The sequence below is a fragment of the Kaustia mangrovi genome (assembly GCF_015482775.1).
GTDB lineage: Bacteria > Pseudomonadota > Alphaproteobacteria > Rhizobiales > Im1 > Kaustia > Kaustia mangrovi.
Map to the genome: position 1 here is coordinate 1259527 of NZ_CP058214.1, position 19086 is coordinate 1278612.

A 19086-nucleotide genomic window follows, 5' to 3' on the forward strand; every position below is an offset into this window, starting at 1 on the left:
GCATCCCGCCGGGAGGCGGGCACACCCCATGCGCCGCACCATGAGGAGGATAATGATGGCGAATTCCGAAGACTCCGTGATGATCGTTTCGGCGGCACGCACGCCGGTCGGCAGCTTCAACGGAGCGTTCGCGGCGGTCCCCGCCCACGATCTCGGCGCAACGGCGATCACCGGCGCGCTGGAGCGTGCGGGCGTCGAGGCGGGCGATGTCGACGAGGTCGTGATGGGTCAGGTTCTGACCGCCGGAGAAGGCCAGAATCCGGGCCGGCAGGCCGCCCTTGCCGCGGGCATTCCGGAGAAGAGCCCGGCCTGGCTCGTCAACCAGGTTTGCGGTTCGGGCCTGCGCTCCGTCGCGCTCGGCATGCAGCAGATCGCCAATGGCGATGCCGGCATCGTGGTCGCCGGCGGCCAGGAGAGCATGTCCATGTCGCCCCATTGCGCCAATCTGCGCAAGGGCCACAAGATGGGCGACTATTCCATGATCGACACCATGATCAAGGATGGCCTGTGGTGCGCCTTCAACGGCTACCACATGGGCAACACGGCGGAGAACGTGGCCGAGCGCTGGCAGATCACGCGCGAGATGCAGGACACCTTCGCGGTCGGTTCCCAGAACAAGGCCGAGACCGCCCAGACCTCCGGCCGCCTGAAGGACGAGATCGTCCCGGTCACGGTGAAGGAGCGCAAGGGCGAGCGCGTGGTGGAGGATGACGAATATATCCGCCACGGCGCCACGCTGGAGAGCCTCCAGAAGCTCCGCCCGGCCTTCGTCAAGGACGGCACGGTGACCGCCGGCAACGCCTCCGGCATCAATGACGGCGCGGGAGCGACCGTTCTGATGAGCGCCAAGGAGGCGGAGCGCCGCGGCGTGGAGCCGCTCGGGCGGATCGCCGCCTGGGCGACCGTCGGCGTGGACCCGGCCGTCATGGGGACCGGCCCGATCCCGGCCTCGCGCAAGGCGCTGGAGAAGGCGGGCTGGAGCGTCGACGACCTCGATCTCGTGGAGGCCAACGAGGCCTTCGCCGCCCAGGCCTGCGCGGTCAACAAGGACATGGGCTGGAACCCGGAGATCGTGAACGTCAATGGCGGCGCCATCGCCATCGGCCATCCGATCGGCGCGTCCGGCACCCGGATCCTGACCACGCTGCTCTACGAGATGAAGCGGCGCGACGCCAAGAAGGGCCTCGCCACGCTGTGCATCGGCGGCGGCATGGGCATCGCGCTCTGCGTCGCGCGCGATTGACGACGGTCGAGATCGAGGCCGGTCGAGATTGACACCTGTCAAGGACAGGCGGTGCGGCTCCTGCCATCAGGAGGGATGGGCGCCCGGGGCCGCACCGGACGTCTCGAGATCGAGGACAACGATCAGGGGAGAGGGAGAAGCAGATGTCCAGAGTGGCTATCGTCACCGGAGGAACACGCGGAATCGGAGCGGCCATCGCCCGGGGCCTGAAGGCGGACGGGTTCTCGGTCGCCGCCACCTATCACGGCAATGACGAGAAGGCGCAGGCCTTCAAGGCGGAGACCGGCATCCATGTCTTCAAGTGGGATGTCGCCGACCACGAGGCCTGCGCGGACGGCGTGGCCCGGGTCGAGGCCGATCTCGGCCCCGTCGACACGCTCGTCAACAATGCCGGCATCACCCGCGACGCGACATTGCACAAGATGAGCTACGACCAGTGGTCGGCGGTGATCCGCACCAATCTCGATTCCATGTTCAACATGACCCGGCCCCTGATCGAGGGCATGCGCGAGCGCGGCTTCGGACGGATCGTCAACATCTCCTCCATCAACGGCCAGAAGGGCCAGATGGGCCAGTCCAACTATTCCGCCGCCAAGGCGGGCGTCATCGGTTTCACCAAGGCGCTCGCCCAGGAGAACGCCCGCAAGGGCATCACGGTGAACTGCATCTGCCCCGGCTATATCGACACCGACATGGTGGCCGCCGTGCCGGAGAAGGTGCTGGAGGGCATCGTCTCAGGCATTCCGGTCGGACGGCTCGGCAAGGCCGACGAGATCGCCGACATGACGGTTTATCTGGCACGCGAGCAGTGCGGCTTCACGACGGGCGCCGTGTTCACCGTGAATGGCGGCCAGTACATCGCCAACGGCTGACGGGCAAAACCCGCCGGGACCGCCGCGCGGCACGCGGGATCGACACGGCACAGCCTCTCCGCGGCAGGGGGCATTGCGCCCTCATGCCGTGTAGAGATTGTCTTGCTCGCGGACATGCTGCACAATCCCGGGCGATGCCGCCGTCACGCAATAGCGGCACGGCTCATGGGAGGAATGACATGGCCCGCAAGGAACGTGGCTTTTTCGAGCTGTATTCGAAGGATCCCGAACGCGCCGACTACATGATCTTCGGGCGCATCCCCTATCCCGACCGGCGGGGCTTCCTGAAGGGAGCGGGGCTCACCGCCATGACGGCGGTGCTTGGAACCGGTATCCCGTTTCACCGCAACATGCCCTCCGGCCTGATCCCGGCCGCGCTCGCGGAGGGGCTCCAGGACTTCAAGATCGAGGGCAAGGACGGGCTGACGGTGCTCAACGACCGGCCGGTCAATGCGGAAACGCCCGCGCATCTCCTCGATGCCGACATCACGCCGACCGACCGGCACTTCATCCGCAATAACGGCATTCCGCCGGAGGAGGTCGATGCGTCGACCTGGACGATCACCATAGACGGCCTCGTCGACGAGCCGCTCACGCTGACCATCGACGACCTGAAATCGCGCTTCGACGTCGTGACCTATGCGCTGCAGGTCGAATGCGGCGGCAATGGACGTGCCTTCTTCAACCCGCCGGCCAAGGGCAACCAGTGGACGGTCGGCGCCATCGCCAATTCCCGTTGGACGGGGGTCAGGCTGGCCGACGTGCTGCGCGCGGCGGGCGTGAAGGACAGTGTCATCTACACCGCCCATTACGGCGCGGACACGCATCTGTCCGGCGATCCCGACAAGCTGCCCATCTCGCGCGGCGTGCCCATCGAGAAGGCGATGAGCCCCTACAACCTCATCGCCTTCGCGCAGAATGGCGGGCCGATCCACCCGATGAACGGCGCGCCGGTGCGCCTCGTCATTCCGGGCTGGCCGGGCTCGTGCAGCCAGAAATGGCTGAAGCGGATCGAGCTGCGCGACGTGGTCCATGACGGGCCGAAGATGACCGGCACTTCCTACCGGGTTCCCGAATACGACGTCGCGCCGGGCACGAAGGTGCCGACGGAGGACTTCAAGATCATCCAGTCCATGCCGGTGAAGTCGCTCATCACCTCGCCGCAGAGCGGCGTGGAGCTGCCGGCCGACACCCGCGCGCTCGCCGTTCGCGGCCATGCCTGGGCGGGCGACAATTTCGTCAGCCGCGTCGACGTGACCGCCGATTTCGGCAAGACCTGGGTGCAGGCCGAGCTCGGCGCCCCCGTAAACCCCTATGCCTGGCAGACCTGGAATGCGGAAATCCCCGTTCCCGGCCGCGGCTATTACGAGGTCTGGGCCCGCGCGACCGACAGCGAGGGCAATGAGCAGCCCTTCGCCATCAACTGGAACCCCAAGGGTTATCTCAACAACTCCCTGCATCGGATTGCGGCGACGGTTCCGGCATGAGGACACTGAAGGGGCGGATTGCCCGTGGAGGGCCGCTGCTTGCCGTGGCGGCCCTTCTCGTCTCCACCGCCGCGGCGGGCGCCGACGAGCTCGGCTCCGACTGGCCGGAGGGGCCGGGACGGGAGGATGTCGGCTATTTCTGCTCGGCCTGCCATTCGCTCGCCATCGTCAAGCAGCAGGGCCTGACCCGCGGCCAGTGGGACGAGATGTTCGACTGGATGGTGGAGGAACAGGGCATGCCGGAGCTCGAGGGCGAGATGCGCGAGGAGTTCCTCGATTATCTGTCGGAGAATTTCGGCCCCGACGACCGCGGCGAACCGCAGATGAGCACGCGGCCCCAGCCCCTCCAGCCGCAGAAATAGCCGGGGCCGCTCGGCCCCGTGCCAGTCAGCGCCCGCGACCCGGAGCCCAGCCGGGCGGGGCGAGCTCGAAGCCGGAGAACTCGAAGGCGGGCGTGACCGTGCAGCCCACAAGCGTCCATGCGCCGAGCGAGCGCGCGCTCTGCCATGCGCCCGCCGCCACCAGATGCTGGGGCCGCTCGCCACCGCCAAGGTCGGGGCCGAGCGTGAAGGCCTCCTCCCCGACCCCGTCATGCGACAGGCCGAGGCGCAGCGGCGCGCCCGCATACCAGTGCCACATCTCGTCGGCGTCGACGCGGTGCCAGTGGCTTCGCTCGCCCTCGCGCAGGAGGTAGTAGATGGCCGTGCCCGCCGCGCGGACGCCCTCCTCGGCCTCGGCACGCCAGGTCTCGCGGAAGAACCCGCCCTCCGGGTGCGGCTCGAGCCCGAGCCGGGCGATGATCTCGTCGGCCATGGCCCCGTGATGCGGCATGTCGCGTCCTCCCCTTTCCGGCAATCCGTCCTCAGAACAGCGGCGGGATCTCGGCGACCTTGAAGGGGCCGAAATAGATCTTGCCCTTCTTGACCCGCATGTCGACGCTGATCGCGCCCTTGTCCCCGGTCGTCGCGCCCTCCAGGAAGGAAAGCAGGCCGGCGGCGAGTTGGGCCTCGGTCCGGCCGATCTTTCCGGCGCGCTCGAATTTCGACAAGAGGCCCTTCATATTGACGACCTCCGCAGTCAGATCCCCGGTCGCGCGGCCGCGCTTGTCGAGTGCCAGAGTGCCGCGCGCGACGAAGGAGACCGGCCCGCTCTTGGCCAGCAGCCGGTCCACCGTCAGCGTGCCGCCATCGGCAGCGAAGCCGCGCAGGGCGACATCCGGATTGTCGATCGGGTAAGGCACCCTGTCGGCACGCGCGCGAAGCTCGAACCGGTCGAGGTCGAGCGGTTCCCCGAGCGCGGAGACAAGCCCACGGCCTTCCGCCCTGACCGCGCTGCCGTCGCTCGCCAGTTCCAACTGGGCGCGCCCGTCGCGCGGCGGGTCCACGAAGCGGAAATGCAGGTCGAAACTGTCGGCGGAGATGTTCGTGACCCGGGCATCGCCCGCGCCGTCATGCTTGCGCTCGGTGATGTCGGCGCGCAAAGCCTCCACGACGAGGGAGAGCCGGTCCGGCCGGTGCCGGTCGAACCGGACGCTCGCCGTGGCGGGGTCGTAGGTCGCGGCCAGCGCGAAGGAGGGCTCGCCGGCGCCCGGATCGAGGCTGCGCATGGCTGCCGGCGAGGCGCCCGCGGCAAGCACATGCTGGGGATCGTAGACCTGCGAGACGGTCTGAAGGCCCGCGAGCCTGATCTCGCTCGTCCCGTCGCGCGAGCTCCAGGAGAGCTCCAGCGGTTCGCAATCCATCTCCACGCGGAAGGGATAGCCGCCCCAGCCCTGGCTGCCGCAGCCGAGCGTCACGCCGGCATCCTCGGCATGCGCCTGCCAGCGGCCGAATTCCTCCTTCGCCTTGGAGAACATGAACCACCAATAGCCCGACCAGGCGAGCGCCAGGGCGATCACCAGAGCAAGGGGCAGCGCCATTCTGTAGGGCCTGGACATTGCAGTGCGGGGTCCATTCGCTATATGACGGCACGCGTCACGCAAGACGCCATCCATCGCGTTCCCGCGCCGCTCGCTGTGGGACGCGGATAACGGGCAATCCTGCCGGGAGCGACGATTCGGGCGGCATGATGAATGAGTTTTGGGTCTTTGGCTACGGCTCGCTGATGTGGCGGCCGGGCTTCGCGTTCGCGGAACGCCGGGAGGCGACGCTGGTCGGCGCCCATCGCCGGCTTTGCGTCTATTCCCATGTGCATCGCGGCACGCCGGACCGGCCGGGCCTCGTTCTGGGGCTCGACCGCGGCGGCTCCTGCCGCGGCATGGCCTTTCGCGTCATGCCTGAACAATGGGAAGAGACGCTCGCCTATCTGCGCGAGCGCGAGCAGGCCACCATGGTCTATCGCGAGGCCTGGCGCACCGTGACCCTGCCGGCGACGGACGACGCGCCCGCCCGCGAGGCCCGTGCGCTCGCCTATCTGGTCGACCGTCGCCATCCCCAATATGCCGGCCATATCGGGGCGGACGAGCAATTGCCCTATGTGCTGAACGGCCATGGACGCTCCGGTCCCTGCCCGGACTATGTCCGCAATACCGTGGTCCACCTTCGCGAGATGGGAATCGCCGACCCGCTCCTGGAACGCCTCGTCGCCCTGATGGACGACGCCGCGCAGACCGTCTGATCCCGAAAGCCGCTCAGCAGAGGGACGGCGCCGCGCACGCCCCCTCGCCCGTCGCGGCCTCGCCGGCCGACGGCCACAGGGAGAGCTGGGTATCGCGGTCCACCCGGTTCGCCGGCCGCGTGGCCCTCTTGCGGCAGGGGGTAGGAACGTCGCGCGCCATGGGCCGGACCGGGTCCGTCACCTCCGCCCCCAGCGCCGCGCGCAGATCGTCCAGCACCGAGCGCGCCTCCGCCTCGTCATCGGCCAGGAGATGCACATGGATTTCGTCGATGCGCCCGAGCGCGTGCACCGCGCCGGGCAGGATCGCCGCCCCGAGCCCGCAGAACGCGGGAAGCCGGCCTGCAGCGAGCGGCACGCGCCGCCCGGCAGCGTCCCGGCGCACCGCGATATAGACCGCGCCCGGCACCGGCGGACAGGCATCCGCCGCATAGATGCTGTGGATATAGGGGCGCCCCGACCGGCCGCGCCAGTACCAGAAACGGTCGCCGAAACCGCCATCGCGGTTGACCCGGGCCGATTTGGAGAGTGCGTGCGTCATCATGAGAACAAAAATAGAACATTTGCGAATGCCGGTCAAGCCTCGCCGCGCCTGCACCGCCCGAACGCCTCGTCCGCCCTGACCTCCTCCAACTCCGCAAAGCGCGCCAGGCGGTCCAGGGCACGGCGCAATCCCGTCTCGCGGGACGGCGTCAGGCGCATGCGCGGCTCGAGCCACAGGCCCCGGGCCTCGAGGACGCCATCCCCGCGATGGGCCTTCAGGTCGATCCGTCCGACGAAACGGTCGCCCTCGAGGATGGGCAGCACGTAATAGCCATAGGTGCGCTTGTTCGCCGGCACGAAGACCTCGATGCGATAGTCGAAGCCGAACAGACGCTCGGCGCGCCGGCGGTCGCGGATCGCCGGATCGAACGGGCTGACGAGGCGCAGCGTCTTCGAGGGCGGGGCCAGATCGTCGAGCCGCCCCTCGATTTCGTTGAAGGCCCAGGCCTTGCGCAGGCGCCCATCCGCGCCCTCCACCGCGATCTCCACGATGTCGCGACCGTTCTCAGCCTCCGCCCATGCCCGCGCCTCCTCCGGGGAGACGAGATCCCAGAAGGCGGCGAGCTCGCCATGGGTCGCGAAGCCGAGCCGCGCCAGCGCCTCCCGGCAGGCCCAGTCGACGGTTTCCGCGCGCGACGGTTCGCGGCTGCGGTGCTCGTCGGGGATCACCCGCTCGGTCAGGTCGTAGACCTTCTCGAACCGCTCGCGCCGGGCAATGGCGAGCGCGCCGGCGCGCCAGAGATATTCGAGCGCCGTCTTGGACGGCCCCCAGCCCCACCAGGCGCCCTCGCCCTTGTGGGCATCGTCGAAATCGCGCGCCATGAGCGGACCCTCGCGCGCGACCCTGTCGTGAACGGCGCGGATCACCGCGTGGGCATCGTCGCCGAGCCGCGCGCGCCAGACCGGCTTCTCCAGCCGCTCACGCGCCTCGTCGAAGCGGTGGCGCCAATGCGGGAAGTACTCGACCGGGATGAGCGAGGCATCATGCGTCCAGTGCTCGAACAGCGCGGCGTCCTTGCCGTGCAGCCGGTCCAGATGGCTCCGGCGATAGCCGGTCAGCCGGCTGTAGAGGATCATGTGATGGGCGCGCTCGACCGTATTGATGGAGTCGAGCTGCACAAAGCCCAGGGCCCGCACCGTCTCCAGCACCCGATCCGCCGTCGCGCGCCCGAGCGAACGGTCCGAGAGCCCGTGACCGTCGAGGAAGAGATGCCGTGCCTGCCTGTTGGTAAGAGTGATCTCCGCCACGCCGATTCCGCTCCCCGTCCTGTCTTTCCGCCCTGATCCGGAACGCCCTGCCGACTCGGGCAGGGTCCGCCGAACAAAATAGGAACGCAAAGGCCGTCCCGTCAAATGCCGAGGACGGCGAGGCAACCATTGATAATCCCGATGAGCCCATCGGCTCGCCGCCCCCTATGGTCGGGATCGCGTTCGCGCGTTCGGGTTGGCCGGCGTCCCCTCCCTCCCGCCACCCGGCCCGGACGGGCGAACGCGATCCCGACGCGCCTCCAATGGCGCAGCCCATCGCGAAGCAAGAGGACAAGCAGCCCATGCCCGGCAACACGACCTACTTCCACACCGTCAAGGGCCATGGCGCCCCGTTTGTCATGGAAACCCCGCCGGAAGGCTCCGGCAATTTCACGAGCGGCAGGAAAGCCGCCCAGACCCTCGCGTCCAACATTCCCGACAATACCAAGACCATCGACCTCAGATCCTGCAACAGCGGCACCGGCGGCTGGTTCTCGAACGCCCAGATGCTGGCGAACGAGACCGGTCGCAACGTGTTCGGCTATGCGGGGCGCGTCGGCGAGACCCATAACGACGGGGAAAGGCGGAGGTTCGAGCCCCAGTCGCCGACACGCGCGGCCTTTGCGGGCGCCGTCAACAACGCGCTGGGTTCGATTGGCGCGGGCGGTCTCCACTGCTGCAGAAGGCACAAGTAAGCGTTCGGGCCGGGGGCGCGGGGCCCGGTCATCCGGCATGCGGACGACCGGGCCCCGCATCGCGCCGGCGCGCCCGGAACGGACGGCGCCATGCGGTCGGACATAGCCGAAGCCGTCGGTCCCGCTAGCCGATCCCGAGAAGCAGGCGCGGCAGGGCGAGCGACAGGTCCGGCAGGAACGTCACCAGCAGCAGCACCGGCAGATGCCCGAACACGAGGAGCGCGAGCGTCGGCTTGATGTAGTGCGGCAGCTTCGCCTTGCCGATGCCGCCGGCCATGAACAGGAGCGGCGCGCAGGGCGGCGTGACATTGCCGAGCCCCAGATTGGTGCCGACAATGGCGGCGAAATGGATCGGATGGAGCCCGAGCTTCATGGCAACCGGCCACAGGACGATGGCCGCGACGATGCTGCCCGAGACGTCGTCGACCAGCATGCCGATGAGCAGCAGCACCAGATTGAGGATCAGGAGCGACACCCACGGGCTGTCGCTGAGCCCGGTGAGCACGGTGCCGATCTCCATGGGGATCTGCTCCAGAAGCATGGCCCGGCTCATGATCGACAGCGCGAACAGGATCACGATGATCGAGCCGGTGATCCGCGCCGCTGCCACGACCTCCTCCACCACGGCGCCGGCCGTCAGGGTGCGATAGGCAACGAAACCGATCGCCAGCACGTAGCCGACCGCCACGGCGGCGGCCTCCGTCGGCGTGAACAGGCCGCTATAGATGCCGCCCAGGATGATCGCCGGCATGAGAAGCGCCCAGAACGCCGCGGTGAAGCGGGTACCGAGCTCGCGCGCGAAGACCGTCGGGCGGAAGGGCTCGGCCGCCGCTTCCGCAGGGGGCGCGCGGAACCGGTTGAGCAGAATGTAGGCCGCCGCGATCATCAGCCCCGGCACGAGCGTCGACAGGAACGCCGCCGTCACGGGAATGCCCGTCATGAGCGCGAAGACGATCATGGGGATGCTCGGCGGGATGAGCTGGGCGAGCACCGACGAGCAGGCCACCAGCGCCACCGCATAGCCCCGGTCGTAGCCGCGCGCGCTCATCCGGTCGATCATCAGGCTGCCGATGGCGGCGATGGCGGAGGAGCCGCTTCCCGCAATCGCGCCGACCAGCATGCAGGCGAGCACGGTCACCGCGCCGACGCCGCCGCGCACCCGCCCGACAATCGTGTCGATGAAGGCCAGGATGCGCTCTGCCACGCTGCTCGCATTCATCAGCCGGCCGGCCAGCACGAAGAGGGGAAGCGCCAGAAGCGCGAAGCTGCCGATCTGCCAGAAGGCTTGCGGCAGCATGTAGTCGATGCTGCGCCCCGACGCCCAGACGAAGCCCAGCGCGCCGAGGCCGAAGGCGTAGGCGACCGGGACTTCCAGCAGGATCAGCACGACGATGATGGCCAGGGCCAGGAGGAACAGGGTCACGATCCGCCCTCCGCGCGCTGCCGGCGCAGCTCGAATACCGTGGCAAGCGCGAAGCCGCACACCATGGACACCACCCAGAGCCAGGACGGCCAGCCCATATAGGTGCTCGCCCGTCCGGACTGCGCCAGCGTGATCGAATAGCGCACGGCCAGCACGGTGAAGATCACATTGCCGAGAGAGACGACGGTGAGGTCGATCCGGTCGAGCCACCTGATCTGACCGGGCTTGTTGGCGAGAAGGCTCGCAATGCCGCCGCGTATATGGTCGCCGTCGAGGCTCGCGCGCGCCATGCCGAGAAAGTAGAACCACACGCCGAACAGGACGGCGATCTCCTCGATCCCCAGAAAGCCGCCGCCGAGCAGGTAGCGCATGACGATCTGGGCGAGCATCAGAAAGGTCAGGCCGAGCCCCGCCGTCACGATGGCGACATTGAGAGCCGCAAGGCCCGTTCGCGCGAGATGAGTGGCCATCTTGTCTTCCGGTTGGAGATGCGCCCCGTCGGGCGCCGTGCGCGGCCCGGCTCCGGGCCGGACCGCGCGTCGGGCATTCCGGGGGTTATTCGCCGGCGGTCGCCTTGCGGATCTTGTCGATGAGGGCGCTGCCCACGCGCTCCTCCATCCACGGCCAGACCTTGTCGCGCGCGAGCTTGCGGGCGGACGCCATCTCTGCGTCGTCGAGCGTCACGATCTCGATGCCGGCCTCCTCGATCTGGGCCTTCACCTCGTCGCTCTTCTCGCGCGCCTGCTGCCAGGCGACCTTGAGCGCCTCGTCGCGCGCCTTCAGGATCGCGGTGCGCTCCTCCTCCGCCAGGCCGTCCCACCAGTCCTGATTGACCACCCACACGCCCTGCTCGAAGGCGTCGTTGGTCAGGATGTAGTTCTCCAGAACGTCGCGCATCTGCCAGATCTCGACCGGCGTGGCATAGGCGCGCCCGTCGACGGTGCCGAGCTGGAGGGCTGTGTAGAGCTCCGAATAGGGCATCGGCACGGGCGAGAAGCCGAAGGTCTCGAACAGCTCGATGCCGATGGCCACCGGGGCGACGCGCAGCTTGATGCCCTCGCCGTCCTTCGGGAAATCGACCGGCGCGCGCTCCTCGCCCTTGCGCATGGCAAGGCCGTAGAAATCAACCGGAACGATGCCGAGCAGCTTCATGCCGAGGCCGGCATAGATCTCCTCATAGACCTTGAGGAGCTCGCCATCGGCGCCAAGCAGCGTCTCCGCCTCGCCCCAGCTGTCGAAGGCATAGGGCAGCAAGGTGATGTCGAGCCGCTTGTCGAAGTCCGACGCGGAGAACGTCATGGCCATGGGCAGGGCGCCCTGCATGACCTGCTCGAACAGCGCCGTCCAGTCGCCGAGATCGCCGCCGGGATGGTATTCCGCCTTGAGCCCGGAGTCCTCCGGCAGCGCCTCCATGAAGGCGCTGGCAACGGTGTGGATGATGTGGTCCTCCGGCATCGGGGTGGCGAGGATGAAATCCTCCTCCGCCGAGCCGGGTGTCGCGGTCGCGAGCGCGCATGCGGCGATCACGCCCGCGCCAAGAATGCGGCGAGCAGCCGATAGCATGGTGTCGTTCCTCCTAAAGCACTGGGTTCTTGTCTTGGCGGGGACCCGCCGCAGTCTGAACGGTTCCGGACGGCCGGGCGCGATGCGGTCCGCGAAGGCGGGGACGCCTTGCGGCATCGCGCTCAGGGCTCCAACGCGTGGATCGAGCCAGGATGATGGTAGAAACGGGCAGCGTTGCGATACAAGCCGGCAAACGTTTCAAAATCCAGAACACTTGGAAGAAACCGCCGGCACGCTTGCGGATCGTGGCGGAACGGCGGGCGTCAGCCGCATTTCGAGTAGCCGCAGGACAGGCAGGTCGCGCAACCTTCCTGGAAGACGAGCGAGGCGGAGGCGCAGCGCGGGCATTGTTTGGGCACGCCGGCGGGTGCCGCGACGGGTACGGCCATGGCGGCGCTCCGGCGGGCCTCCGGCGACACGTCCAGCCCTCCGCCCTCGCCCGCGACGAGGAAGCCCGTATCGATCATGTGCCGCTCGATCACCCCGCCGATGGCCGCCAGCAGGCTCGGCACATAGCGCCCGCCCATCCACTGGCCGCCGCGCGGATCGAACACGGCCTTGAGCTCCTCCACCACGAAGGACACGTCGCCGCCGCGCCGGAACACCGCGGAGATCATGCGGGTCAGCGCCACCGTCCAGGCATAGTGCTCCATGTTCTTGGAGTTGATGAAGATCTCGAAGGGGCGGCGCCGCCCGTTCTGCACGATGTCGTTGATGGTGATGTAGATGGCGTGATCGGAATCCGGCCATTTGAGCTTGTAGGTGTAGCCCGGCAGCACCTGCTCGCGCTCCAGAGGCTGCTTCATGTAGACGACGTCCGCCCCGCCCTCCGCCGGGGTCTCCATGGGCGGCGTGGGCGCGTCGAGCGGCAGGCTCGGCTGGCCGGCCGCCTCTGAACCGGCCTCCTCGGCGTCCTCGAGGCTCAGCACCGCGCCGGTCACCTCGTTCGGACGATAGGTGGTGCACCCCTTCAGTCCCAGCTCGTAGGCCTCCAGATAGACATCCTTGAAGGCCTCGAAGCCGATATCGGCCGGGCAGTTCACCGTCTTGGAGATGGAGCTGTCCACATGGGGCTGGAGGGCGGCCTCCATCGCCAGATGGTGGCGCGGCTCGAGCTCCTGCGTCGTCACGAAATAGTCCGGCAACTCCGTCTCCGCGCCGAACCTCTCCCGGAACAGCCGGTAGGCGTAGTCGGACACCGTTTCCGTGCGGTCCGACCCGTCGGGCAGCAGCACCCGCCGGCGATAGCTGTAGGCGAAGACGGGCTCCACGCCGCTGGAGACATTGTCGGCAAACAGCGAGATCGTTCCGGTCGGCGCGATGGAGGTCAAAAGCGCGTTGCGGATGCCGTGGCGCGAAATCTCCTCGCGGATATCCGCGTCGAGCCCCGCCACATGGCCGGAGGCGAGATAGGCGTCGCGGTCGAACAGCGCAAAGGCCCCCTTCTCGCGCGCAAGCGCGACGCTCGCCAGATAGGCCGCCCGTTCGATGGCCGCCATCCAGCTCTTCGCCTGTGCCGCGGCCGCCTCGCTGCCATAGCGCAGCCGGCACATGATGAGCGCGTCGGCGAGCCCCGTCACGCCGAGGCCGATGCGGCGCTTGGACTCCGCCTCCAGGCGCTGGGCCTCAAGCGGAAACCGGGAGATGTCGATCGCGTTGTCCATCATCCGCACCGCGACGGCCACGAGCCCGGCGAGCTCGTCCTCGTCGATATGCGCGCCCTCGCCGAAGGGCTCGCGCACGAGCCGGGCCAAGTTCACCGAGCCCAGAAGGCAGGCCCCGTAGGGCGGCAGGGGCTGCTCGCCGCAGGGATTGGTCGCCCCGATGGTCTCGCAATAGGCGAGATTGTCGAGCGCGTTGATCCGGTCGATGAAGATCACGCCCGGCTCGGCATAGTCGTAGGTCGCCCGCATGATCCGGTCCCACAGATCGCGGGCGCGCACCGTCTTGAACACTTCCCCGCCGAAGACGAGCGGCCAGTCCGTATCCGCCTTCACCGCCTCCATGAAGGCGTCGGTGACGAGGACGGACAGGTTGAACATGCGCAGCCGGCGCGCATCCTGCTTGGCGGCGATGAAATCCTCGATATCGGGATGGTCGCAGCGCATGGTCCCCATCATGGCGCCGCGGCGCGAGCCCGCCGACATGATGGTCCGGCACATGGCGTCCCACACATCCATGAAGCTCAAGGGGCCGGAGGCGTCCGCGCCGACGCCCTTCACAGGCGCACCCTTCGGCCTGAGCGTGGAGAAGTCGTGCCCGATGCCGCCGCCCTGCTGCATGGTGAGGGCGGCCTCCTTGAGGTTCTCGAAGATGGAGGCCATGTCGTCTTCGATGACGCCCATGACATAGCAGTTGAAGAGCGTCACCCGACGGCCCGTCCCGGCGCCCGCCAGGATGCGTCCGGCCGGCAGGAAGCGGTAACCGGCCATCGCCTGCGCGAAGGCGTGCGACCAGCGTTCGCGCTCGCCCTCGCTTTCCGGCTCGGCCAGCGCGCGGGCCACGCGCGCCCAGCTTGCCTCGACGGTCTCGTCGACCGGCGTGCCGTCCGCCTGCTTGAAGCGGTATTTCATGTCCCAGATCTCATGGGCGATCGGGGACAGTGTCTCCTCGGGGCTGTCGCTTGTCATCGCAAACGGGACCTTGCAGTCAACGGCCGGTCAGTATAGCCGATGTTCCCCTTTTGTACAGGAGCATCGCCGACTCTCTGCCCTTGTAGTTAAGATCCCTCCGCCTCGGTGAGAAGGCGGGCGGTCGCCGTCTCGATCCGCTCCTCCAGCTCCGCGGAGAAGCGGCGGCGGCCCAGATCGGGCGCGATGGGGTCGAGGATCTCCAGAACGATCGTGCCCGGATAGCGCATGAACCTGCGGCGCGGCCAGTACAGGCCGGAATTGAGCGCGACGGGCACGCACGGCACGCCGAGCCGCAGATAAAGCGCGGCCGCGCCGGGTTTGTAGGCTGGCGCGGCGCCCGGCGCGCGGCGCGTCCCCTCGGGAAAGATGACGACCTGCCGGCCGTCGTCGAGGGCGGCCTGCGCGGCCGCCATCATGCGCTTGAGCGCGCGCGGGCCGGCATCCCGGTCGACCGGGATCATGCCGAACTTGCGCGCATACCAGCCGAAGACGGGGATCCATGTGAGCTCGCGCTTCAGGACCACGGCGGGATCGTCGAACACGGTGAGGAGCGCGAAGGTCTCCCACAGCGACTGGTGCTTGGCCGCCACGAGGATGGGCCCGCCGGGCAGCCGCCCGCGCCCGCGGACCTCCACCGCCGTGCCCGCCAGCACCTTCAGCCACCAGCCCGAAACGCGCGCCCAGGCCTTCAGGAGCGGCAAGGCGGTGCGCCGCGGCAACGCAAAGGCCGGCAGGCCCGCGATCATGAAGACAACGAGATTGAGATAGAAGACGATGTTGAACAGCACGGACCGCAGGGCGGTCCACAGATCGGCTGGCCGGGGGCTTTGGGGCTGGCGTCTGTCATGGCAGGCATGCGGGCGGTCGCCGGGGCGCCGCTATTGCGGACTCCCGGCCTGTCCGTCGAGCGGCTTCGGCGACAGCACGAAGGTTCTGGCAAGCGCAGCCAGATACTTGCCGTATTCCATCACGAGAATCCGCACGATCTGCGGCTCGGCCGCAATCCGCTGCATGGAAATCGTGACGATCGGATGGAAATGAACCTCGATCTCTTCGGGCATCTGGCGGGAGAACTCCACCATGCTGCGCGGCATGTGATAGTCGCTGGTCACGACGATCAGGCTCTTGAAGCCATGGGTGCGCGCCCACTCCGCTGCCTCCGCCGCATTGCCCTCCGTATCGAGCGCAAGCCGGCCGATATCGACGCAGCAATCGAAGATGCTGCCGTCCTCGGCATGGCCGTTCTCGCGCCGGAGCTCGTCCACGGTCGTGCGTGGATTGACGCCGGATATCAGCAGCCTGCGGGCATTTCCGCGCTCCAGAAGCTGCAACGCCTCCTCGATGCGCGACTGGCCGCCCGTCAGGACCACGATGCCATCGGCCTCGGGCGCCTCCGCCCCTTCCGCGACCAGGACGCGATTGACGAAGGAGATGAACCCGACGAGCAGCGCGACGGCGAGCGCGCTGGCGACGATCAGGCCGATCAGGAGCTGCCGCCGCCTGCGCCGGCGCGGCCTCTGCGGGCCGGACGCCATGGCGTCGTCGGGGCTTCCCGCCTCGCTCGTGCGGTCGGATCTCGTCGGGGTCTGCCGGTTCAAACAATCCTCGCTGGACATCACGGCCCGTCAGTAAACATCGTTGAGAATGCGCATGACCGTGAACCGCGCGGTTATCAGGCTGATCAGCGTGGCGACCACCGGAACGAGCAGGAACAGGAGATAGCTCGTCGCCGTCAGGTCGACCGGTCCGAAGATGAGCGCCCGGGTCGCCTCGGTCAAGCCGCCGGGCACATCGCTCGTGCCCAGAAGGGCGAGAAGCGCCAGCGCGGCCACGCCGACCGCGGTGCCGGCGATGCCGGCGCGAAGACCGAGCTTGAGGAAGTGCCACTGCACCTGGCCGGCCACGAACCGGTCGCGCGCGCCCACCAGATGGAGCACCTCCACGACGGTCCGGTTGGCGTCGATGGCCGCGCGCGTCGCAAACGCGATGATCACCATCGCGGTCATGGAAATGAGCGCCAGAACGCCGTACCCGACGAGGCTCAGCGTGCCGGCCGTTCGCGCAAGCTGGGCCTGCCATTGCCGGTGTGTGTCGAGCGTCGCGCCGGGGACCTGGGTCTCGAGCGCCTCGCCCAGCGCTGCCAGATCGGGCGGATTTTCCGTATCGATTTCGACGGCGACGAGCCGGGGAATGGGAAGCTGGTCGAGAACCGCCCCCTTGCCGAGCCACGGCTCCAGAAGAGCCACCGCCCGGTCGCGCCCGAGAACACGCACGCCGGCCACCCCCTCCGTCGCCTCCAGTATGGCGACGGCGGAGACGATCTGCCGGTCGATATCCTCGCCGTCGGCGGGGCGGATCTGCACCGTCACCTCCTGGGAGATATCGGTGCTCCACAGGGTCACGGCACGCGAGATCACAAGGACGCCGGCCAGAGCGATGCAGGCCAGGAAGCACATCAGCGCCATGGCGAGCGTGAGCGTGCGGCCCGTGACCGCCTTTTCCGGCATGATGGAGGCCGGCTTTGCGCCACGGCCACCCTGGGCCGTACCGGCCCTTGCGCGCGGGTCCGCCACGCCGCTGCTGCCTTCGCCTGCAATGCTCATCCGGCCTCGCTGAGCTCGCCATTGTGAAGTTTGAGGGTCGGCGCGCCGACATCCGTCATGAGGGCGGGATCGTGGGTCGCCACGACCACCGTCGTCCCGAGGCGGTTCAGCTCCACGAACAGCCGCAGCAGGCGCCGGGCGAGCGCGGGGTCCACATTGCCGGTGGGTTCGTCGGCGAGCAGCAGCTCCGGCTGGCCGATCACCGCGCGCGCAATGGCGGCGCGCTGCTTCTCACCGCCCGACAGGACCGGCGGGAAGGCGGAGGCGCGCTCGGCCAGGCCCACCCAGTCGAGCAGCTCCATGACATTGTCGCGATACCGGTCCGGGCGCTCGCCGCGCACCCTGAGGGGCAGCGCCACATTGTCGAATGTGGACAGGTGGTCGAGCAGGCGGAAATCCTGGAACACGACACCGATGCGGCGGCGCAGCTCCGGCAGCTGCCGCCGGCTCACGACGGAAACGTCGTGGCCGAACAGCGTGATCAGCCCGCGCGTCGGACTCATGGCCAGGAACAGGAGGCGCAGGAGCGAGGTCTTCCCCGCACCCGACGGCCCGGTGAGGAAATGGAACGTCCCGTTCTCCAGCTCGAAGCTCACATCGCGCAGGATCTCCGGGCCGCTGCCGTAACGCAGACCGACATTTTCAAAACGGATCACCGGTCGCCCTCTACGTCGAAATTCGTCATTGCGCGGAACGTTGCTCGAATCACCCCCCGCGAACACCACCCGATCATAATCGCCGCCCCGGTCCGTGCAATCGGCTTGGCTCATTCGCCGCAACGGGCCCCTCGCTCCGATCCCGCGCCGCAAGCGAGGGAACGTCCTGCCCGCCACATGCATTGTCTTCCCAAGGCAAAGGAGGACAATCGTGGCGAATATCGACGCCTTCAAGGCCTTCATCACGCATCCCGCCGTCCTGGCGCTCTGGGTCGGCGCGATGCTCGTGTCGCTGGCCGTTCTCGGTCTCGACATCCGGAAGCGCAACGCGCATCTCATGCCGCTCATGAAGGCGGTGTGGGGCCTGACCGTGATCTACTCCGGTCCGATCGGGCTCGCCGTCTACTGGACCACCGGCCGCAAGGAGATCGCGACGGATTCGATCTGGCGGCGCGCCTTCCGGTCCGTCGCCCATTGCTATTCGGGCTGCGGCGCCGGCGAGATTGCCGGTGTCGTCATCGCAGCCGGCCTGCTCTCGCTCGGCAACTGGGCCGTCGCGGGGACGACCTTCGTACTCGCCTATCTGGCCGGCTATGCGCTGACCGTCGGCCCCATGGCGCAGAGCGGCGTCCCCCTGCGCGAGGCCCTGTGGGACGCCTTCGTGGCGGAGACGCCGAGCATCACCGTGATGGAGGTGACGGCCATCGGCATCGATCTGTGGCTGGCCGCGGCTGCGACCATTACCGAGCCGCTCTTCTGGGCCTCGCTGGTGTTCTCGCTGTCCTGCGGCCTGTTCGCGGCCTATCCCGTCAATCTCGCGCTGCTCCGCTTCGGCGTGAAGGAGGGCATGATGGACCCGCGCCGGACGGACCATGCCCATGCGTGATCCGGCGCCCTGCCCTCCGCCAAGATTGACTTTGCGTCCGGGGCCGGAATCCGCTCCAATGCGGCCTCATGAAGACCGTACAGATTGGCTCCCACCCCATCGACGTCCTGTTCGATGAGGCAACTATTGCCGACCGGATCCAGGCCATCGCGCACGAGATCGCGCAGGACGACCTGCCGAGGCTCCTCGTCGTGCCGATCCTCAAGGGCAGCTTCATCTTCGCCGCCGACCTCATGCGCGCACTGCACCAGACGGGGCTGACGCCGGAAGTCGATTTCATGATGCTGGCAAGCTACCGCGAGCAGACGGAATCCTCCGGCACGGTCGACATTCTGCGCGATATCGAGACGGATGTGCGCGGCCGCGGCGTCCTCATCGTGGACGATATCCTCGAATCGGGACGCACGCTGGCCTTCGCCAAGGACCTCATGAGCGCGCGCGGCGCGGCCGCCGTGAAGACCTGCGTCCTCCTCGACAAGCCGGTGCGGCGCTCCGCCGACATCGCCGCCGACTATGTGGGCTTCGAATGCCCCGACCGGTTCGTCGTCGGCTATGGCATGGACATGGCCCACGCCTTCCGGGAGCTGCCCTTCGTCGGCGTCGTGACTGGCGGCTGACCGC

At 68.2% G+C, this 19086-nt stretch carries 20 protein-coding genes; 8 read left to right on the forward strand and 12 right to left on the reverse strand.

Annotated elements, in window-relative coordinates:
• The first annotated feature begins 55 nt into the window (after nucleotides 1-55).
• The 4 genes from HW532_RS05975 to HW532_RS05990 all read left to right on the forward strand — a co-directional run bounded on the left by HW532_RS05975 (nucleotide 56) and on the right by HW532_RS05990 (nucleotide 3964).
• Nucleotides 56-1243: an acetyl-CoA C-acetyltransferase gene (locus HW532_RS05975; RefSeq protein WP_213163518.1), complete on the forward strand. Its 1188-nt coding sequence runs from the start codon at nucleotides 56-58 to the stop codon at nucleotides 1241-1243.
• A 143-nt stretch (nucleotides 1244-1386) separates the two neighbouring features.
• Nucleotides 1387-2115, forward strand: coding sequence for an acetoacetyl-CoA reductase (phbB, locus tag HW532_RS05980; protein ID WP_213163519.1), 729 nt, complete (start codon nucleotides 1387-1389; stop codon nucleotides 2113-2115).
• Between the two features lie 179 nt (nucleotides 2116-2294).
• Entirely contained in the window at nucleotides 2295-3602 is a 1308-nt protein-coding gene (locus tag HW532_RS05985; RefSeq protein ID WP_213163520.1) for a sulfite oxidase, read from the forward strand.
• On the forward strand, nucleotides 3599-3964 hold the full coding sequence (locus tag HW532_RS05990) for a hypothetical protein (protein WP_213163521.1): 366 nt from the start codon (nucleotides 3599-3601) through the stop codon (nucleotides 3962-3964). The genes HW532_RS05985 and HW532_RS05990 overlap by 4 nt, the downstream gene beginning before the upstream one ends.
• A gap of 25 nt (nucleotides 3965-3989) precedes the next feature.
• On the opposite strand, the gene HW532_RS05995 is transcribed toward HW532_RS05990, so the two are convergent.
• Nucleotides 3990-4433, reverse strand: coding sequence for a cupin domain-containing protein (locus HW532_RS05995; RefSeq protein WP_246479573.1), 444 nt, complete (start codon nucleotides 4431-4433; stop codon nucleotides 3990-3992).
• 31 nt (nucleotides 4434-4464) lie between these two features.
• Nucleotides 4465-5520, reverse strand: coding sequence for a DUF2125 domain-containing protein (locus tag HW532_RS06000; RefSeq protein ID WP_213163522.1), 1056 nt, complete (start codon nucleotides 5518-5520; stop codon nucleotides 4465-4467).
• A 146-nt stretch (nucleotides 5521-5666) separates the two neighbouring features.
• Here HW532_RS06000 and HW532_RS06005 point away from each other — a divergent pair, with 146 nt between their 5' ends.
• On the forward strand, nucleotides 5667-6218 hold the full coding sequence (locus HW532_RS06005; protein ID WP_213163523.1) for a gamma-glutamylcyclotransferase: 552 nt from the start codon (nucleotides 5667-5669) through the stop codon (nucleotides 6216-6218).
• Nucleotides 6219-6231: 13 nt separating this feature from the next.
• Here the strand turns inward: HW532_RS06005 and HW532_RS06010 are convergent, their stop codons facing one another.
• Together HW532_RS06010 and HW532_RS06015 are read right to left on the reverse strand one after the other, a co-directional pair.
• Nucleotides 6232-6759, reverse strand: a complete 528-nt coding sequence (locus tag HW532_RS06010; protein WP_213163524.1) for a hypothetical protein — start codon at nucleotides 6757-6759, stop codon at nucleotides 6232-6234.
• A gap of 32 nt (nucleotides 6760-6791) precedes the next feature.
• Nucleotides 6792-8006, reverse strand: coding sequence for a winged helix-turn-helix domain-containing protein (locus HW532_RS06015; protein WP_246479574.1), 1215 nt, complete (start codon nucleotides 8004-8006; stop codon nucleotides 6792-6794).
• 263 nt (nucleotides 8007-8269) lie between these two features.
• On the opposite strand from HW532_RS06015, the gene HW532_RS06020 reads away from it, so the two are divergent.
• Nucleotides 8270-8701: a hypothetical protein gene (locus HW532_RS06020; RefSeq protein ID WP_213163525.1), complete on the forward strand. Its 432-nt coding sequence runs from the start codon at nucleotides 8270-8272 to the stop codon at nucleotides 8699-8701.
• A 124-nt stretch (nucleotides 8702-8825) separates the two neighbouring features.
• On the opposite strand, the gene HW532_RS06025 is transcribed toward HW532_RS06020, so the two are convergent.
• From HW532_RS06025 to ftsE, 8 genes are all read right to left on the reverse strand, one after another.
• The gene (locus HW532_RS06025; protein WP_213163526.1) at nucleotides 8826-10124 is read right to left on the reverse strand and encodes a TRAP transporter large permease; all 1299 of its coding nucleotides are present in this window, start codon (nucleotides 10122-10124) and stop codon (nucleotides 8826-8828) included.
• Complete coding sequence (locus HW532_RS06030) at nucleotides 10121-10594, reverse strand: TRAP transporter small permease (protein ID WP_213163527.1); 474 nt, start codon at nucleotides 10592-10594, stop codon at nucleotides 10121-10123. Before HW532_RS06030 ends, HW532_RS06025 begins: the two co-directional genes overlap by 4 nt.
• 85 nt (nucleotides 10595-10679) lie before the next feature.
• Nucleotides 10680-11687, reverse strand: a complete 1008-nt coding sequence (gene dctP, locus HW532_RS06035) for a TRAP transporter substrate-binding protein DctP (RefSeq protein ID WP_213163528.1) — start codon at nucleotides 11685-11687, stop codon at nucleotides 10680-10682.
• 263 nt (nucleotides 11688-11950) lie between these two features.
• A complete protein-coding gene (locus HW532_RS06040; protein WP_213163529.1) occupies nucleotides 11951-14317 on the reverse strand; it encodes an adenosylcobalamin-dependent ribonucleoside-diphosphate reductase in 2367 nt (788 codons plus the stop codon).
• An 89-nt stretch (nucleotides 14318-14406) separates the two neighbouring features.
• Nucleotides 14407-15108 carry a lysophospholipid acyltransferase family protein gene (locus HW532_RS06045; protein ID WP_246479575.1) on the reverse strand — a complete coding sequence of 234 codons (702 nt, stop codon included), beginning with the start codon at nucleotides 15106-15108 and terminating at the stop codon, nucleotides 14407-14409.
• 90 nt (nucleotides 15109-15198) lie between these two features.
• The gene (locus tag HW532_RS06050; protein ID WP_213163530.1) at nucleotides 15199-15918 is read right to left on the reverse strand and encodes a YdcF family protein; all 720 of its coding nucleotides are present in this window, start codon (nucleotides 15916-15918) and stop codon (nucleotides 15199-15201) included.
• 27 nt (nucleotides 15919-15945) lie between these two features.
• Nucleotides 15946-16923, reverse strand: a complete 978-nt coding sequence (locus HW532_RS06055) for a cell division protein FtsX (RefSeq protein WP_213163531.1) — start codon at nucleotides 16921-16923, stop codon at nucleotides 15946-15948.
• Nucleotides 16920-17579 carry a cell division ATP-binding protein FtsE gene (ftsE, locus tag HW532_RS06060; protein ID WP_213163532.1) on the reverse strand — a complete coding sequence of 220 codons (660 nt, stop codon included), beginning with the start codon at nucleotides 17577-17579 and terminating at the stop codon, nucleotides 16920-16922. The genes HW532_RS06055 and ftsE overlap by 4 nt, the downstream gene beginning before the upstream one ends.
• A gap of 211 nt (nucleotides 17580-17790) precedes the next feature.
• Here ftsE and HW532_RS06065 point away from each other — a divergent pair, with 211 nt between their 5' ends.
• Entirely contained in the window at nucleotides 17791-18465 is a 675-nt protein-coding gene (locus HW532_RS06065; protein WP_213163533.1) for a DUF4396 domain-containing protein, read from the forward strand.
• 68 nt (nucleotides 18466-18533) lie between these two features.
• Nucleotides 18534-19082 carry a hypoxanthine phosphoribosyltransferase gene (gene hpt / locus HW532_RS06070; RefSeq protein WP_213163534.1) on the forward strand — a complete coding sequence of 183 codons (549 nt, stop codon included), beginning with the start codon at nucleotides 18534-18536 and terminating at the stop codon, nucleotides 19080-19082.
• Nucleotides 19083-19086: the final 4 nt, after the last annotated feature.

What these genes read in the sequence shown, in the direction of transcription:
- HW532_RS06040 (WP_213163529.1), bottom strand. Translation starts at nt 14,317, where the DNA reads ATGACAAGCGACAGCCCCGAGGAGACACTGTCCCCGATCGCCCATGAG.
- HW532_RS06030 (WP_213163527.1), bottom strand. Translation starts at nt 10,594, where the DNA reads ATGGCCACTCATCTCGCGCGAACGGGCCTTGCGGCTCTCAATGTCGCC.
- hpt (WP_213163534.1), top strand. Translation starts at nt 18,534, where the DNA reads ATGAAGACCGTACAGATTGGCTCCCACCCCATCGACGTCCTGTTCGAT.
- HW532_RS06000 (WP_213163522.1), bottom strand. Translation starts at nt 5,520, where the DNA reads ATGGCGCTGCCCCTTGCTCTGGTGATCGCCCTGGCGCTCGCCTGGTCG.
- phbB (WP_213163519.1), top strand. Translation starts at nt 1,387, where the DNA reads ATGTCCAGAGTGGCTATCGTCACCGGAGGAACACGCGGAATCGGAGCG.
- HW532_RS05985 (WP_213163520.1), top strand. Translation starts at nt 2,295, where the DNA reads ATGGCCCGCAAGGAACGTGGCTTTTTCGAGCTGTATTCGAAGGATCCC.
- HW532_RS06005 (WP_213163523.1), top strand. Translation starts at nt 5,667, where the DNA reads ATGATGAATGAGTTTTGGGTCTTTGGCTACGGCTCGCTGATGTGGCGG.
- HW532_RS05990 (WP_213163521.1), top strand. Translation starts at nt 3,599, where the DNA reads ATGAGGACACTGAAGGGGCGGATTGCCCGTGGAGGGCCGCTGCTTGCC.
- dctP (WP_213163528.1), bottom strand. Translation starts at nt 11,687, where the DNA reads ATGCTATCGGCTGCTCGCCGCATTCTTGGCGCGGGCGTGATCGCCGCA.
- HW532_RS05975 (WP_213163518.1), top strand. Translation starts at nt 56, where the DNA reads ATGGCGAATTCCGAAGACTCCGTGATGATCGTTTCGGCGGCACGCACG.
- HW532_RS06055 (WP_213163531.1), bottom strand. Translation starts at nt 16,923, where the DNA reads ATGAGCATTGCAGGCGAAGGCAGCAGCGGCGTGGCGGACCCGCGCGCA.
- HW532_RS06010 (WP_213163524.1), bottom strand. Translation starts at nt 6,759, where the DNA reads ATGATGACGCACGCACTCTCCAAATCGGCCCGGGTCAACCGCGATGGC.
- HW532_RS06020 (WP_213163525.1), top strand. Translation starts at nt 8,270, where the DNA reads ATGGCGCAGCCCATCGCGAAGCAAGAGGACAAGCAGCCCATGCCCGGC.
- HW532_RS05995 (WP_246479573.1), bottom strand. Translation starts at nt 4,433, where the DNA reads ATGCCGCATCACGGGGCCATGGCCGACGAGATCATCGCCCGGCTCGGG.